Annotated in this window: 13 protein-coding genes and 1 tRNA gene; 8 read left to right on the top strand and 6 right to left on the bottom strand. The window is 67.6% G+C overall.

Annotation, left to right across the window (positions count from 1 at the left end; genetic code table 11):
- Positions 1-74: 74 nt before the first annotated feature.
- Both ACNI3K_RS11375 and ACNI3K_RS11370 read right to left on the bottom strand, forming a co-directional pair.
- Positions 75-758 (bottom strand): response regulator transcription factor, encoded by a 684-nt coding sequence (locus ACNI3K_RS11375; RefSeq protein WP_419392011.1) that lies wholly within the window; start codon positions 756-758, stop codon positions 75-77.
- A complete protein-coding gene (locus ACNI3K_RS11370) occupies positions 755-2,275 on the bottom strand; it encodes a sensor histidine kinase (protein ID WP_419392010.1) in 1,521 nt (506 codons plus the stop codon). Before ACNI3K_RS11370 ends, ACNI3K_RS11375 begins: the two co-directional genes overlap by 4 nt.
- A gap of 130 nt (positions 2,276-2,405) precedes the next feature.
- Between ACNI3K_RS11370 and ACNI3K_RS11365 the strand changes: the two genes are divergently transcribed.
- The 6 genes from ACNI3K_RS11365 (at position 2,406) to ACNI3K_RS11340 (ending at position 7,443) form a co-directional block, all read left to right on the top strand.
- Positions 2,406-2,477: transfer RNA gene (locus tag ACNI3K_RS11365), tRNA-Val, on the top strand.
- 209 nt (positions 2,478-2,686) lie between these two features.
- On the top strand, positions 2,687-5,317 hold the full coding sequence (locus ACNI3K_RS11360) for an excinuclease ABC subunit UvrA (protein WP_419392009.1): 2,631 nt from the start codon (positions 2,687-2,689) through the stop codon (positions 5,315-5,317).
- 84 nt (positions 5,318-5,401) lie between these two features.
- A complete protein-coding gene (locus tag ACNI3K_RS11355; protein WP_419392008.1) occupies positions 5,402-5,566 on the top strand; it encodes a hypothetical protein in 165 nt (54 codons plus the stop codon).
- A gap of 31 nt (positions 5,567-5,597) precedes the next feature.
- On the top strand, positions 5,598-5,762 hold the full coding sequence (locus ACNI3K_RS11350; RefSeq protein WP_419392007.1) for a hypothetical protein: 165 nt from the start codon (positions 5,598-5,600) through the stop codon (positions 5,760-5,762).
- A 166-nt stretch (positions 5,763-5,928) separates the two neighbouring features.
- Complete coding sequence (locus ACNI3K_RS11345) at positions 5,929-7,128, top strand: phosphotransferase (protein WP_419392006.1); 1,200 nt, start codon at positions 5,929-5,931, stop codon at positions 7,126-7,128.
- A gap of 102 nt (positions 7,129-7,230) precedes the next feature.
- Positions 7,231-7,443, top strand: a complete 213-nt coding sequence (locus ACNI3K_RS11340; RefSeq protein WP_419392005.1) for a hypothetical protein — start codon at positions 7,231-7,233, stop codon at positions 7,441-7,443.
- Positions 7,444-7,522: 79 nt separating this feature from the next.
- On the opposite strand, the gene ACNI3K_RS11335 is transcribed toward ACNI3K_RS11340, so the two are convergent.
- The 4 genes from ACNI3K_RS11335 to ACNI3K_RS11320 all read right to left on the bottom strand — a co-directional run bounded on the left by ACNI3K_RS11335 (position 7,523) and on the right by ACNI3K_RS11320 (position 10,529).
- Positions 7,523-7,948, bottom strand: coding sequence for a GNAT family N-acetyltransferase (locus tag ACNI3K_RS11335; protein WP_419392004.1), 426 nt, complete (start codon positions 7,946-7,948; stop codon positions 7,523-7,525).
- Positions 7,945-8,925, bottom strand: coding sequence for an extracellular catalytic domain type 1 short-chain-length polyhydroxyalkanoate depolymerase (locus ACNI3K_RS11330; protein ID WP_419392003.1), 981 nt, complete (start codon positions 8,923-8,925; stop codon positions 7,945-7,947). The genes ACNI3K_RS11335 and ACNI3K_RS11330 overlap by 4 nt, the downstream gene beginning before the upstream one ends.
- A gap of 120 nt (positions 8,926-9,045) precedes the next feature.
- A complete protein-coding gene (locus tag ACNI3K_RS11325; protein WP_419392002.1) occupies positions 9,046-9,621 on the bottom strand; it encodes a small multidrug efflux protein in 576 nt (191 codons plus the stop codon).
- 68 nt (positions 9,622-9,689) lie between these two features.
- Positions 9,690-10,529, bottom strand: coding sequence for an alpha/beta fold hydrolase (locus tag ACNI3K_RS11320; RefSeq protein ID WP_419392001.1), 840 nt, complete (start codon positions 10,527-10,529; stop codon positions 9,690-9,692).
- A 334-nt stretch (positions 10,530-10,863) separates the two neighbouring features.
- On the opposite strand from ACNI3K_RS11320, the gene ACNI3K_RS11315 reads away from it, so the two are divergent.
- Positions 10,864-13,614 (top strand): ATP-binding protein, encoded by a 2,751-nt coding sequence (locus ACNI3K_RS11315; RefSeq protein WP_419392000.1) that lies wholly within the window; start codon positions 10,864-10,866, stop codon positions 13,612-13,614.
- A 227-nt stretch (positions 13,615-13,841) separates the two neighbouring features.
- Positions 13,842-14,567, top strand: a complete 726-nt coding sequence (locus ACNI3K_RS11310) for an NAD(P)H-binding protein (RefSeq protein WP_419391999.1) — start codon at positions 13,842-13,844, stop codon at positions 14,565-14,567.
- Positions 14,568-14,634: the final 67 nt, after the last annotated feature.

Genomic DNA, 14,634 nt, shown 5'->3' with positions numbered 1-14,634 from the left:
CCACCTGACTTGTCAGCGGGGCCGGGCGGGCTTTGGTGTGTCCGCAGCGAGGCGGGGCGTGCGAACTCTTCGGTTCAGGCTTGGGGGCCGGTGTCGCCGCTTCGGCGCCAGCGGTAGCCGACGCCCCGCACCGTCTCGATCCAGCCTGCTCCGACCTTGGCACGCAGGTAGCGCACATACACGTCGACGACGTTGGAGCCAGGGTCGAAGTCGTAGCCCCACACCTGCGCGAGCAGCTGCTCGCGGGTCAGCACCTGCCCGGGATGGCGCATGAGCGTCTCGGCGAGGGCGAACTCTCTCGCGGACAAGTCGAACGTGCGCCCCTCGAGGGTGACGGTGCGTGCTCGCAGATCCAGCACGAGCGAGCCCTGCTCGATGGTCGTGGCGTCCGCAGCGTCGACGTGCCGCAGGCGCAGACGGATGCGTGCCAGCAGCTCGTCGAAGCCAAAGGGCTTGGACATGTAGTCGTCGGCACCGCCCTCGAGACCGGCCACCGTGTCGTCCAGCGAGCGCCGGGCGGTGAGGATGATCACCGGAACGCTCACGCCGCTGTCGCGCATACGGCGCAGGAGCTCCATGCCGTCACCGTCGGGCAGGCCCAGATCGAGCACGATGAGTGCCGGGTCTGAGACCAGCACCGCGTCCATGCCTTCCCGCGCCGTTGCGGCGCGCACCGGCACATATCCCGCCGCGGTCAGGCCCTTGGAGATGAACGACGCGATGCGGTCCTCATCTTCGACGATCAGGATCTGGGTCATTCGGGCACCTCAGCATCGGAAACAGGTGGGAGGACGATGGTGAACACGGACCCTTCGCCGAGCGTGGACTCGCAGTGCACGGTGCCGCCGTGGGCCTGTGCGATGGCCCTCACGATCGCGAGACCCAGCCCCGAGCCCTCGGTGGTGCCGTCGTCGGCGCGGACGAACCGCTCGAAGATGCGTTCCTGGTCCTCGGGCGCGATGCCCACGCCCTCGTCGCGCACCCAGAGCCGTACCGCATCGGCCGCCCAGGACGAGCCCAAGGCGATCGCAGAGCCCGTCGAAGAGAACTTCACGGCGTTGGCCGCGAGCTGGAGCCACGCCTGAGTGAGCCGCTCCCGGTCGCCCAGCACGGTGACATCGGCGCGCTCCTCGACCGACCACTCTCGATCGCCGAGCATCACGGACTTGTCGAGGATGTCGTCGGTGAGAGGGCCCGTGCGCACATCGGCCAACGTCACGAAGTCCGGACGATCGATGGTCGCCAGGGTGGTGAGGTCGCTCACCACGCGGTTCATGCGATCCACCTCGTCCAGTGCCAGGGTGCGCACCTCGCGGGCGTCGTCCGCATTGTCCGGATTCATGAGCTCGAGGTGACCGCGCACGATGGTGAGGGGGGTGCGCAGCTCGTGCCGCACGTCGCCCACGAGCTGCCGCTGCGACTCGAAGGCCGTCTCGATGCGGTCCAGCATGTCGTTGACGGACGCTGCCATCCGCGCCATATCGTCGGTGCCGGTGACCGGGATACGTTCGGAGACGTCGCCGCGCCCGATGCGCGCGGCGGTGCTGGCGAGCACCCGCACAGGCGCGAGGAGTCGGCCCGCGATCGCCCACCCGACCGCCGTGACCACGGCGAGGGATGAGCCCGCCACGAGCGCGTAGGTCACGAATACTTCGTTGAACCATGCGTGCTCGGCGTCCACGTCGTAGCCGAGCACGAGGGCAGCGACGGAGTCGTAGGCGGGCACCGCATCGTCCGCCTCCTCGACCAGGCTGCCGTCGGCTGCGGTCCGCACGGGCACCGCGGCCAGGCGGTAGCGAGTGCGCTCCGTGGTGATGGTCGTGTAGGTCGCGGTGTCGCCGATGACGAGCGGACCGAGCGCGTCCACCAGCTCAGCATCGTTCTCGAGCGCGATATCCGCGCCGCGTGTGGTGTACGCGATCTCCCCGCCGACGATTCCCAGCACGCCTTCGTTGCGGGCAGGGATGATCCGCTCCATCGCCGTGCGCACCAGCTCTTCGGGGGACGCGAAAGGCTCTCCGGTGCGAGGGTCGACTCCGACGGTCGCGAGCACCCGGAACTCCTCGGCCGCAGCGTTGAGATCGGCATCGATGCGAGCGTCGACGCGCCTGTCCTGCAGCTTCGACGCCGAGTACCCGGCGGTGAAGAGCGCAAGGGCCGTGAGCCCCAGCACCGTGAGCAGGATCGCGGACCGGACGTTGAGGTGCGGACGGCGCGGGCGCCACCGGCGGCGCTCCGGCGCCGCCTGGGGGCGGTCCTCCGCACTGTCCGGCATGCCGCCAGTCTCCCACCCGTGATGACGCCCACCAGGGCATATGCATGAGAGTTCTCTCACGAACCCGGCGGCGCCCGCACCGGCCGGTGCACGAGGGTTGCCGGGGACGCGCTACTATTGTTCTCGCTCAGGGCGATTGGCGCAGTGGTAGCGCGCTTCCTTCACACGGAAGAGGTCACTGGTTCGAACCCAGTATCGCCCACCTGAAGAAAGCCCTGGTATCTCTCCTAGACGAGAGGTGTCGGGGCTTTTGTCGTCTCTGATCAAGCTTTCTCGGGTGCCCCGTCGTCGGCCAGGCCTTCCACGGACCGCGCCGATCGGGACTCGCGGGAGCGGTCTCTGCGTTGGGGTGGGGGAGATGGCCTGGTGGCTCGATGCCGGGTGACCACGCACGACGCCAGGAGGAAAGACTTGGAACAGGCAGATCCCGGAACGCCATCAGCGGATACGGGAAGCGTCCGTATCCGCGGCGCGAGAACCCACAATCTCGCCAACGTCGACGTTGACATCCCTCGCGATGCGATTGTCGCTTTTACGGGTGTGTCCGGCTCGGGCAAGAGTTCGCTGGCGTTCGCCACCATCTACGCCGAGTCTCAGCGCCGCTACTTCGAGTCGGTTGCGCCCTATGCGCGGCGGCTGATGAGCCAGGTCAGCGCTCCCGATGTCGACGCGATCGATGGGCTGCCTCCCGCCGTCGCGCTGCAGCAACAGCGGTCTGGCGGGAACGCGCGCTCGACGGTCGGCAGCGCGACGACCATCGCCAACGTGGTGCGGATGATGATGTCGCGCGTGGGGACCTATCGCGACGGTGCGCCGATGTTGCTTGCTGAAGACTTCTCGACGAACACGGTGCAGGGCGCGTGCCCGGAGTGCCATGGGCTCGGACAGGTCTATGACGTCCCGGAGTCACGCATGGTGCCGGATAGCTCGCTGTCGATCCGAGACGGTGCGCTGGCCGCATGGCCGAGTGCGTGGCACGGACAGCAGTTGCGCGACAGCCTCGTCTCGCTCGGCTACGACGTCGACATGCCGTGGCGCGAGATCTCCCGGGCGCGGCGGGACTGGGCGCTCTACACACGTGAGACGCCGCAGGTTCCCGTCTTCAGGGAGCTCACCCCGCGGCAAGTGTGGGCAGCAGTGGAACGCGGGGATGAGCCGTCGTACATGTCGTCGTTCGTGGGTGTGCAGCGCTACGTGTTCGACACGTTCGCGAACTCGAAGAGCGCGCGCATGCGCGAGCGTGCGGGGTCGTTCATGGTGAGCGTCGCATGCTCGCAGTGCCACGGGAAGCGCTTGAAGCAGGAAGCCCTCGGCGTCACGTTCGAGGGGTACGACGTCACCGAACTGTCGGCGCTCCCGCTCGAGGACATCGCCGCGCTGATCGAACGCGTGCTCGACCCAAGCTGGGAGCCGTTGGCGGAGAGCGCGCCTGTGGCGCCGGAGCGCAGACTCGCCGCGCAGCGGCTCGCCAAGGAGGCACTGTCGCGCATCGCCCCGCTTGCGGACCTGGGGCTCGGATACCTTTCGCTTGATCGGTCGACTCCGACGCTCTCGTCAGGAGAACTCCAGCGGATGCGGCTCGCCACTCAGGTGTTGTCGCAACTGTTCGGGGTGGTGTTCGTGCTCGACGAGCCCTCGGCTGGTCTTCACCCTGCCGACACCGAGGCGCTCGTGGGCGTCCTCTCGTCGCTCAAGTCCGCTGGCAACACGGTCTTTCTCGTCGAGCACTCTCTCGACGTCATCCGAGCCGCCGACTGGATCGTCGACATCGGGCCGGGCGCCGGGGCTTCCGGCGGCACCGTGGTGTATTCAGGTGAGCTCGACGGACTGCGCGAGGCCGAGGAATCGGTCACCCGCGACTACCTGTTCGACGAAGGCGACGCCTCGCACGATGCGCGTCCAGTGCGTCGCTCCCCGGATGCGCAAATCGAACTCGTCGACGTCACCCGCAACAACGTTGCGGGACTGTCGGTGAGCTTTCCCCTCGGCGTGCTCACGGCGGTCACCGGCGTCTCTGGCTCCGGCAAGTCGACGCTTGTCACAAGGGCGATTCCCGAACTGCTGAGTGCAGAGGGTGAGGTTGACGCTGAGACGGATACGGACGCGGGAGGCGTAGGCGAAGCCGATGCCCCCGCTGAGGGCACAAGCGCGCTGCTGCTTTCGCCTTCCCCTGAGCACACGACGGGGCGTGTCATCGTGGCGGACGACAGGATCCGGCGGGTGGTCCAGGTGAGCCAGAGCCCGATAGGCCGCACTCCTCGTTCGAACGTCGCCACGTACACGGGCCTCTTCGACCGGGTGCGGAGGCTGTTCGCCGCGACGCCGGAGGCTCGCCGCAGGCGCTACGGTGCTGGTCGGTTCTCCTTCAACCGCCCGAGCGGTCGCTGCCCGACCTGCAAGGGCGAAGGCACGATGGAGATCGAGCTTCTGTTCTTGCCCACAGTTCAGGCGCCGTGCGAAGAGTGCGGCGGCACACGATTCAACGCCGAGACTCTTGAGATCGAACTCGACGGTCGGACAGTCGCCGACGTTCTCGCCATGAGCGTCACCGCGGCGCGCGCGACCTTCGATGACCCCGAACTTGTTCGCCACCTCGACGCGCTCATCGACGTGGGGCTCGGGTATGTCTCGCTCGGCCAGCCGGCAACCGAGCTCTCGGGCGGTGAGGCGCAGCGCGTCAAGCTTGCATCGGAGCTACGGCGGGCGCTGACTGGTGACACCCTCTATCTGCTCGACGAGCCGACGTCGGGACTCCACCCGGCCGATGCGGATCGCCTGTTGCGACACCTTCAGCATCTTGTCGACGCGGGCAACACCGTCATCGTCGTCGAACACGACATGCGCATCATTGCTCAGGCGGACTGGGTCATTGATCTCGGGCCGGGTGCGGGAGATGCGGGAGGCTCGGTGGTGGCAGAAGGAACGCCCGAATCGGTGGCCGCCTCGCCCGAAAGCCGCACCGCGCCCTACTTGGCGGCGGCGTTGGCGCGCCGCACCTCGGCGACACAGCCGCCTCAGTTTGCCCGCGCATCGGCGCGTTGATCTCGACGCAAGGTGCGCGGGGGAATGAGGGGCCGACAGGCGCCGTTGTCGGAATCGTCCGATTTCTTTCGATGGAGGCGAACCATGGGCACCGACGACAACCTCAAGAAGGCCAAGGATCAGCCAGCGGTCGTGGCAGACGACAAGCTCGACGAAGCCGCCGAGCGGATTGCGGAAGACACGTCCGATGCGGACGACGACACTCCCTCGGAAGTGCCCGGCGAGTCTTCAGAACACGGCAAAGGCTGACGGTCGTCTGCTGATCGAAGGGAGGCACACCATGGGAAAGTTCGGGATGATCCGCAAGGCCGTGAACGCGGCGAGGAATACTTCTGACGAGAAGATCGACAAGGGCGCGCAGAAGATCAGAGGCAAGGCTCCCGAGTCGACGCACAGCAAGTTGGACAAGGGCGCCGACTGGGCGAAGAAGCACAACAAGGACTGACGGTCGTTGTCGCGGGAGCCGTCCCAGAGGCTTGCCTGTCGGCGTGCCCACCAATGGGAGCCGCCCCTCGATCCCGACCCGCGCCGCTCGTCCAGGGCACGACACGCGTGAGTGCAGAGATGTCCCAGATGCGGCGCATCGGCCATCTGCGTGGTGTGATGTCTCCATGGCGATCGATCACGCAGCGGCGCCGCTGCTGACCGGGCCCCGCGCGGGCGAGATTCTGGCGACTGCGCTCGCCACCACCGAGGTCGAGTTGGAGTCGTGGAAAGTCGACTCCGTCAACGCGCGACCCGGCGCGGAGACCTCCGTGGGCTACGACGTGGTCGCCGGGGGAGAGCGCCTGTATCTGGTCGCCTCGACCGTCGAGCTCTCGGACGAGCAGCGTGCCGCCGCCAAGGCGGTGCGGCTGGCCTCGGACGAGGGCGAGGTGCACGTGTGGCGCCACCCCGCCGACCCCCACTTGCCGGGGCTGGCGGACGCGTGCATTCCGGAGACCCTCGCGCCGCGACTCAGCGCGGCGACCGGGCGCAGCATCACCATCGAGTCGTTGGACATGATGGTGATGCGACCGATGCGCAGGGCCGTGCTCAGGGTGCGCACCGTGGCTGAGGACGGGCGGCGCAACTGGTACGTGAAGGTGGTGCGCCCCGAGCGCGCGGAGGCAATGCTCGCCCGCCACCGCATGTGCGAGCTCGCTCCGCTGGCCCTGGACGCAGGCGACGGCATCGTGGTCGTGCAGGAGGCCCACGGGATCCCGATGACCCGCGCGCTGCACCGCCCCGACGGTTCCGACCCCGCCGCGATCGATCCGCAGATGCTGCTCGCCGCCATGGACCGGCTGCCGGACGAGGCGACCGCGCTGGAGCGCCGCCCGCCCGTGCCAGACCGGGTGGCGCAGTATGCCCGCATGGCCGTCACCGAGGGCCTTCCGGAGGAGCGGGTCGAGGCGCTCGAGCGGCGGATCACCGCTGTGCTGGCGGCCGCACCCGAGCACCCCACCGTCGCCACCCACGGCGACCTCCACGCCGCCAACATCTACCTCGATGACGCGATGGCACCGACGCGGGTCGAGGCGCTCATCGACCTCGACACGCTGGGCCCCGGCCGCCGCATCGATGACTGCGCCTGCATGGTGGCGCACATGATGGTGCTGCCGCAGCTAGACGCCGAGGGCTATCGCGGCGTGCCCCCCGTGGCGGCGCGCATGCTCGAGGCGTTCGGAGACCAGTTCGGCATCGACGAGCTGCGCGCGAGGGTTTCCGCGAACATCCTCTCGCTCGTCGCGGGATCCGAGGACGCCTCGGTCGCGGCCGCGTGGCTCGAGACCGCGGAATCGGTCATCGAGCCCGTACCCGCTTCATGAGCCAGCCCGCGCATCGGCCGGGCCGCCCCGAATTTGGAATACTCGCGCGCGCTCAGGGTTATCACAAGGGTCAGCGATGGCGAGGCCACGAGGAGGTTCACGATGACCACAGCACCGACTCCAGACGACGAGCCAGTTCTGCCGGACGACCCGATCGACGAGGGGACCGCGAACGAAGACGAGCTCGTGCCGGACGATGAACGGGTGGTGCCGCTAGGCGCCGATGAGGAGGCTCAGATCGCCGACGACTGGGTCAAGGCGGACGAGCCTTCCCAGTACGAGCAGGGGCAGGTCGAGGGCGACGGATTCCGGTGACGGGTGTCCCGTGCGCCAGATCGGCCATGGAGACCGAGCGCGTGGCACTCCTGTTGGCCGATCGACGGGTTCGTAGGGATCATCCGTCGCCCCGCGTGACTTGCGCGACGAGTGCGATATCGGCACGTGTGGGCCGTCGGAACCTGCCGCCACCGGCGAGGAATTCAACGCCATGCTTCTTGAGGTGGTTGCCAAACAGCGGGCACACTGGAACCACAGTGACACCGGCGCGAACGCTGCCTGCAAGTGCCTCGCGGACCAGGAGCCTGGCCAGCCCGCGGCCACCGAACGCCGGGTCAACTTCGGTGTGAAAGAAGATCCGTTCGCTGGCTGCCGCGGGTGAGTCGAAGAACTCCGCCCGCCCAACCGGCGAACGGGCGTCGAGAACTGCGGTGTAGCTGCTGACGGGACGCGAGCTGTCGAGTTTGATCGCCACGGATGCGCCGGTCGTATCGGTGAGCGGCTGAGGCACGTGATGTCCTTTCAGGTGCGGGCTGAGGCTCACTCGAGCGAGTCTTTTGGATGGCGCTGGGCGAAATCCCAGAGGATCGCGCTGGCGTCGGGGCCGGACCGGTCAGTGAAGAGACCTTGCCCGGAGGGACCTGGCCAGACGTGGCCCATGCCGTGTACGAGGTATGACTCGACCAGCGACCTACCGTCAGGCATGGTGACGATGGTTTGCGTGTAGGCATGCTTGCCCTGTTCGGCAGGCATCGTCCTCTTCGCTTCGACCAAACTCAGCCCGTCGTTGAGCAGCCCATCGTCGACGAGGTCGCTGACGGCGATCCAGTGTTCGACGAGGCGAGTGGCGACGAGGGTCGGGACGACCTCGTCGTCCTTGCCCTGAATGATGAGCAGCGGCACGTGCCGCGCTCGCTCGCCCATCTGGGACCACGCCTGACGTGCGGTGTAGTCCGGTGGCGTGGAGTCGGGATGGTCCGGATCCACCTGATTGAGCCCGTACTCCCCGCCAGCGACCGATGTTGCGGTCGCGAAGATGTCGGGATAGGTGGCTGCCAGGATCACGGCGGTCCCCGCGCCGGACGAGGCGCCTGCCACGTGCACATGGTCTGGATTCGCGTTGTAGTCCTCAACCACCTGCCGCGCAACGCCAGCAAGAAGCGCCGGCTCCCCGCTGCCACGGTGCTGTTCCCGGGGATCGGCCGAATTCCAGCAGTTGATCGCATTGCGGAAGATCCGTTGTGTCGGGTACACCACGATGAAGCCTTCGCTATCGGCCAACTCGTTGAGCTGGGTGGTGGCCTTCATCGAGTTCCAGCCGTAGCCGGTCATCCCGCAGCCGTGGATGGCCATGATCACCGGTAACTGGTCGTCGGCGTCGTACTCAGGCGGGAGGTGAACCTGGTACCGCTGGGAACCCCCATCTCCCTCGTACACGTGGTTCCGGTCCCCCTCGTGCATCCACCAGGGCAGGCCGAATTGAAAGGCCGCGGTGGCAACGCCAAGCGCGGCCATGACCATGAGCACGACGCCCGAGGAGATCCACGGCCAGCGCCGTCGTCGACGCGACCGCCGTCCTCGACGAGTGCAATCCGGGCTTGATCGATCGAACGTGAGCGCTCTGTGCTGGGAGACCATGGCTCACGACACTTCGAACACGACGGTGAGAGCGGCCCACGCCGAGACGGTGGCGATCGTCGTCCAGGTCACGATGGCGATGGCCTGCCAGAGCAGGACCCACCGGCGCGGAGTTCCGCCGCCCACGAGGATCACACTCATGATCTGAGTCGGGATAGCGAGCGGGCCCAGGACGCTCGCGCCGGGGACGCCGAAACGGACGACCCACCTCTTGAAGCGCTGGCGTCCCTTCGACTCCGGCTTCTCGACCGCAGCCTCGGGAGGTGCCTCGCCGGAGAACCTCGATCGCGCTCCTTGGCCACCGTCCACCGCGAGCAGGCTGCGTCGGTGGCCGACGACGGCGGTCCTGGTGCGTGTCGTGACGGCGACCACGAGCACCACGCTGGCCAGGTTCCCGAGGGTCGCTGCCGCGGCCGCGATGATCGGATGCAGACCACCGAGCACGCCGATGATTGCTCCTCCCTCACCCTCGACGAACGGCACTGCGCCCGCGAGCACGACGATCACCGGCTGGACGACCTCGGGCACGCCTGCGACGAGCCCTTGGAAGCTGCTGATGATCTCCTCGACAGGATTCATGGCAAGTCCTCACCCTTCGGTTCGATGTGCATGGATGCCTTGTTTGCGCCGCTGAGCCGGCCGTGGAACTAGGCGAGGAAGTTGCGCAGTACGTCGTTGACCTCGTCGGCATGCGTCCAGAGCAGGCCGTGGGGGGCGCCGTCGACCTCGACGTACTGCGCGTCCGGCAGGAGTTCGCGGAACCGGCGGGCCGTGGCGTCGATGGGGAGGATGTTGTCTGCAGTGCCGTGCAGGATCAGGGACGGCTTGCCGCTGGCGCGCACTGCCTCGACGTCGGTGCGGAAGTCCTCGATCCAGGAGGATACGACTGCGTATGCCGCGACGGGGGCGCTCGAGATGGCGACATTCCAACTGTTGGTCACCGCTTCTTGGCTGATCCTGCTGCCAAGGTTCTCGTCAAGGTTGTAGAAGTTGGCGAAGAACTGGGTGTACCAGGCATACCGATCGCTCGTCGCCGCCGTTTCGATTCCATCGAAGACGTCCTGCGGCACGCCTTCGGGGTTGTCGTCGCGCGCGACGAGGTAGGGCTCCAGCGATGCGAGGAACGCGAGCTTGGCGATCCGCTCGTGGCCGTAGCGCGCGACGTAGCGAGCGAGCTCACCCGTGCCCATCGAGAATCCGACGAGGGTCACGTCGCGCAGGTCCAGTGTTTCGAGCACGCTGTTCAGGTCCGCGGCGAAGGTGTCGTAGTCGTAGCCGGATCCGACTTTGGAGGACTGGCCGAAGCCGCGCCGGTCGTAGGTGATGACTCGGTAGCCGGCTTCAAGCAGTGCACGGGTCTGGCGCTCCCAACTGTGCCCGTTCAGCGGGTACCCGTGGATCAGCACGACGGGCTGGCCCGCACCCTGGTCCTCGTAGTACACCTCGATCGACGTGCTGTTCTCGTTCCCGACGGTGATGTATCCCATGGTTTGTCTCCTTTCGTAGTGCCAGTGAGAGCGATTGCTGTCCTAGGCGGATCTGGTGATGGCGGTGGGCACGGTGTCCCGGTGCACGTGCGCACCGCCGTCACGCGACCCGTACTCCTGAGGTCTCCCTGACTCGCGAACCGGGGATCGGTCCGAGGCGCTCAGGCTCGCATCGGCGGCGGGGCCCCCGCGTCGGTGACAGCCACTGGAAGTTCGCCGCCACGCACCACCCACAAACACGGACGTCACGCGCAGCAGGTGGGGACTATCGCGCTCGCGTCGGTGACGAGTACGGTGGCTGCTACCTAGTCAGGTGGTGTGACGGGAGCACGACGTGGCAGAACTTGTGGGCCGACGCTCAGAGCGTGCAGTGATCGAGAAGTTCCTGGCGCTGGCGCGCTCTGGGCACAGTGGCTCTCTTGTGGTGCGGGGGGAAGCGGGCATCGGCAAGACTGCCGTGATCGAGCACGCCCGGCTGACGGCCCGCGCCTCGGGCTTCCGTGTGGAGTCGTCGGTCGGCGTCGAGTCAGAGACCCAGTTCGCATTCGCAGGGCTGCACCAGTTGTGCGCGCCACTGCTGGACCGGGCCAATGCGTTGCCCGCGCCGCAGCAGGATGCTCTTGGCGTGGCGTTCGGACTCCACGGCGGCGCCGCCCCTGACCGGTTCCTTGTCGGGTTGGCTGTCCTCAGCTTGTTGGCTGAAGTCGCCGAGGAAGCACCGCTGCTCTGTCTCATCGACGATGCGCAGTGGCTCGATGAGTCATCGGCGCTGGTCCTGGCATTCGTGGCCCGCCGGTTGGGAGCCGAAAGGTTGGCCCTGGTGTTCGGATGGCGCGACTCCCATCAGGGCGATCCCCTACCGCTCGCCGGCTTGCCTGAACTGCGCCTCGACGGGCTCAGCGATAGGGACTCAGTGGACCTGCTGGCCGAGGCGGTGCATGCGCCCCTCGACGAACGGGTGCGTGATCGGATCGTTGCCGAGGCGCGCGGCAACCCGTTGGCGCTGCTGGAACTGCCCCGAAGTGCACAGCTGGCAGGATTGGCCGGCGGGTTTGGGCTGCCCGACGCACTGAGCGTTCCACAGCACGTCGAGGACAGCTTTCGGCGCCGTTCAGGTGCGCTTCCGGCCGACACGCAGCTGCTGCTACTGGTCGCAGCGGCTGACCCGACCGGCGACCCGGCGCTGCTGTGGGACGCAGCCGCGCAGCTGGGAATCTCCCCTGAGGTGGCCGCGCCAGCTGAAGCGGCCGGCTTGCTGGAGATCGACTTGCGGGTGAGGTTCCTTCATCCGCTGGTGCGCTCGGCGGTCTACCAGGCGGCCACGCCGTCGGACCATCGCCGGGTCCACGGCGCGTTGGCCTCCGTCACCGACCCGCAACTCGACCCTGACCGGTATGCCTGGCACCGCTCGCAGTCGGTCTTCGGAGTCGATGAAGAGGCTGCCGCTGGGTTGGAGAGCTCGGCCGGCCGAGCGTACGCGCGCGGCGGAGTCGCAGCAGCGGCCGCGTTCCTTCAGCGCGCCGCCGAGCTGTCCCCAGAGCCCGCAGCTCGCGCGAGGCGCTCGCTGGAGAGTGCTCACGCCAAGCACGAGTCGGGGGCGACGGAGTCCGCCCTCGAATTGCTGAGGTCGGCGGCAGCCGGACCACTAGACGCCTTGCAAGGGGCCCGACTCGAGCTCCTACGAGCCGAGATTGCTTTTCATCAGAGTCGAGATCACGCGGGTCCGCAGTTGCTGTTGGATGCTGCCAGGACGCTCACGCCGCTGGACCCAGCGCTGGCCCGTGAAACGTACCTGCAAGCAATCGACGCGGCGCTCGTGACCGGCGAGCCCGGCTGCGGCGCACTGAACGTCGCCGAGGCAGCCAAGGCCGCACCGGCACCGCCCGGGCCGCCGCGGCCAGCGGACCTCTTGCTCGATGCCCTCGTCACGAACTTCACGCGAGGGTACGAGGCGGGAGTGCCGGAACTGCGCCGGGCACTGATCGCCTTCGCCGACCCGGAGCCGGGCGCGCGTTCCACACGCGACGGCCGCGACCACCGCTGGCTGTGGTTGGCCAGCAGGACCGCGATGGCCGTCTTCGACGACGAGTTGGCCCACTCCTTGTCGGCACGTCACGTCCGACTTGCGCGGGAGGCCGGCGCCCTGGCCACATTGCCGACCGGGCTCCTGGTCCAGTCCGTCATGCTGGTGCTCTCCGGCGAGTTCGCGCACGCCGCCGAGCTTGCGGCCGAGCAGACCTCGATCGCTGCCTCGACGACCGCAGTGCCGTTGCTCCACGCGCAACTGATTCTTGCCGCCTGGCGCGGCCGCTCGGATGAGACCCGCGAGATTCAGGCGACCATCATCCAAGAAGCTGCGAACCGCGGGGATGACACCGAGGTCTCGCTGGCGCAGTACGCCATGGCGGTGATCAACAACGGCTTCGGGAAGTACCCAGCGGCTCAGATCGCCGCGACGCGGGCATTCCAGTCGGACGAGCTGACGCAAAGCAACCTCGCGCATTCCGAGCTCATCGAGTCGGCAGCCCGCGCGGGTGATCCGGATGGGGCGATCGCCGCGCTGGAACAGCTCTGCGACCGGGCGCACGCCAGCGGTACCCCTTGGGCACTCGGTATGGCGGCACGCTCGCAGGCGCTCATGAGCACCGGACCGGCATCCGAGGGTCTATATCGCGAGGCAATCGATCAACTCAGCCACAGCCGCATGGGCGGCTACCTTGCCCGCACTCACCTCGTCTATGGGGAGTGGCTACGTCGCGAGGGCCGCCGCCGGGAGGCACGCGACCAACTTCGGACGGCTCACCAACTGCTCACCGACATGGGTGCGGAGGCGTTCGCCGCCCGCGCCGCGCGCGAACTCCGCGCGACGGGCGAGCACCCGCGCGCTCGCTCCGCACAGCCGACGGACGAACTCACCGCGCAGGAGCTGCACGTCGCACGACTGGTAGCCACCGGAGCGACATCCCGTGAGGTCGGCTCGCAACTGTTCCTCAGCCCACGGACCGTCGAGGCCCATCTGCGCAACATCTTCCGCAAGCTCGGCATCACCTCACGTCGCGAACTTAAGGAGTTCCAGATTCCCTAGTACGCCGGGCGGGTTACCGACGAAGATGGGTGGCTGCTACCGACGCGAGGGGCGCAACTCGACGGTCACACTTGCACGATGCTCACCTGCCTTCAGGCTCCCCCCGTTCGTACGGGTCTGCGGTCGACGACCGCGACGGCTGGTGCAGAACCGGCTCATCGACGGGTGGCCTCCCCGATCGACGGCAGTGCCGTTAGTGACGCCCCCGGGCGGCCAGAGACTCCGTGATGAACGTCTTCATCATTGGCGTCAGCGGGGCGATCGGTGCGCTGCTGGCGGGGAACCTGATCGACCGGGGCGATGACGTAGCGGGATTGGTGCGTCGCGACGAGCAGAAGCGAGAACTTTCCGCAAGGGGGATCGAGGTTCACGTGGCTCAACTTGCGCACGTGACTCCTGAGGCCTTGGCCACCATGCTCACCGGAGTGGACGTCGTGGTGTACGCGGCCGGGTCGAACGGTGGCACGAGGGAGGACACTGCCGCTATCGACGGCGAGGGCGTGGTGAAGGCCCTGGAGGCGGTAGTCCTGGCCGGCGTGAGACGGTTCGCGCTCGTGTCGGTGCTACCTGAGGCTGAGCGCGGGCACCACCTCAGCGACGATGTCGAGTTCTACTTCGCGGTGAAGAAGTTGATCGACGTTATGGTCAGCATGAGCGACTTGGACTGGCTGATCCTTCGGCCATCCCTGCTCGTGGACCGAGACGGGACGGGCACGATTTCGCTCAGCCCGGCCCAGCCTCATGATGAAATTCCACGCGTCGACGTGGCCGCCACGCTGGCCGAGCTTCTCCACGAGCCACGGATCCGCCGGCGGATCCTTGAGGTCACTCAGGGTTCGACGCCCATCGCTCGGGCAGTGCAGGCGAACCTGCTGTGCGACGACGACAGCCCGACGAGCACGCCAGGCGACGACGCGGATGTCGTCAGTGACTCGGAACGGCGCTCACGCTGACACCTTCACCTCTCCGAGCGCGGCGCGCGAGCGTGGGGCCACCGCCCGCATGTCGGTAGCATCGTCG

This window comes from Demequina ureilytica, from assembly GCF_048553575.1.
Lineage (GTDB): Bacteria > Actinomycetota > Actinomycetes > Actinomycetales > Demequinaceae > Demequina.
Note: the sequence above shows the minus strand (reverse complement) of the source record. Positions and strands in the feature narration are given on the sequence as shown.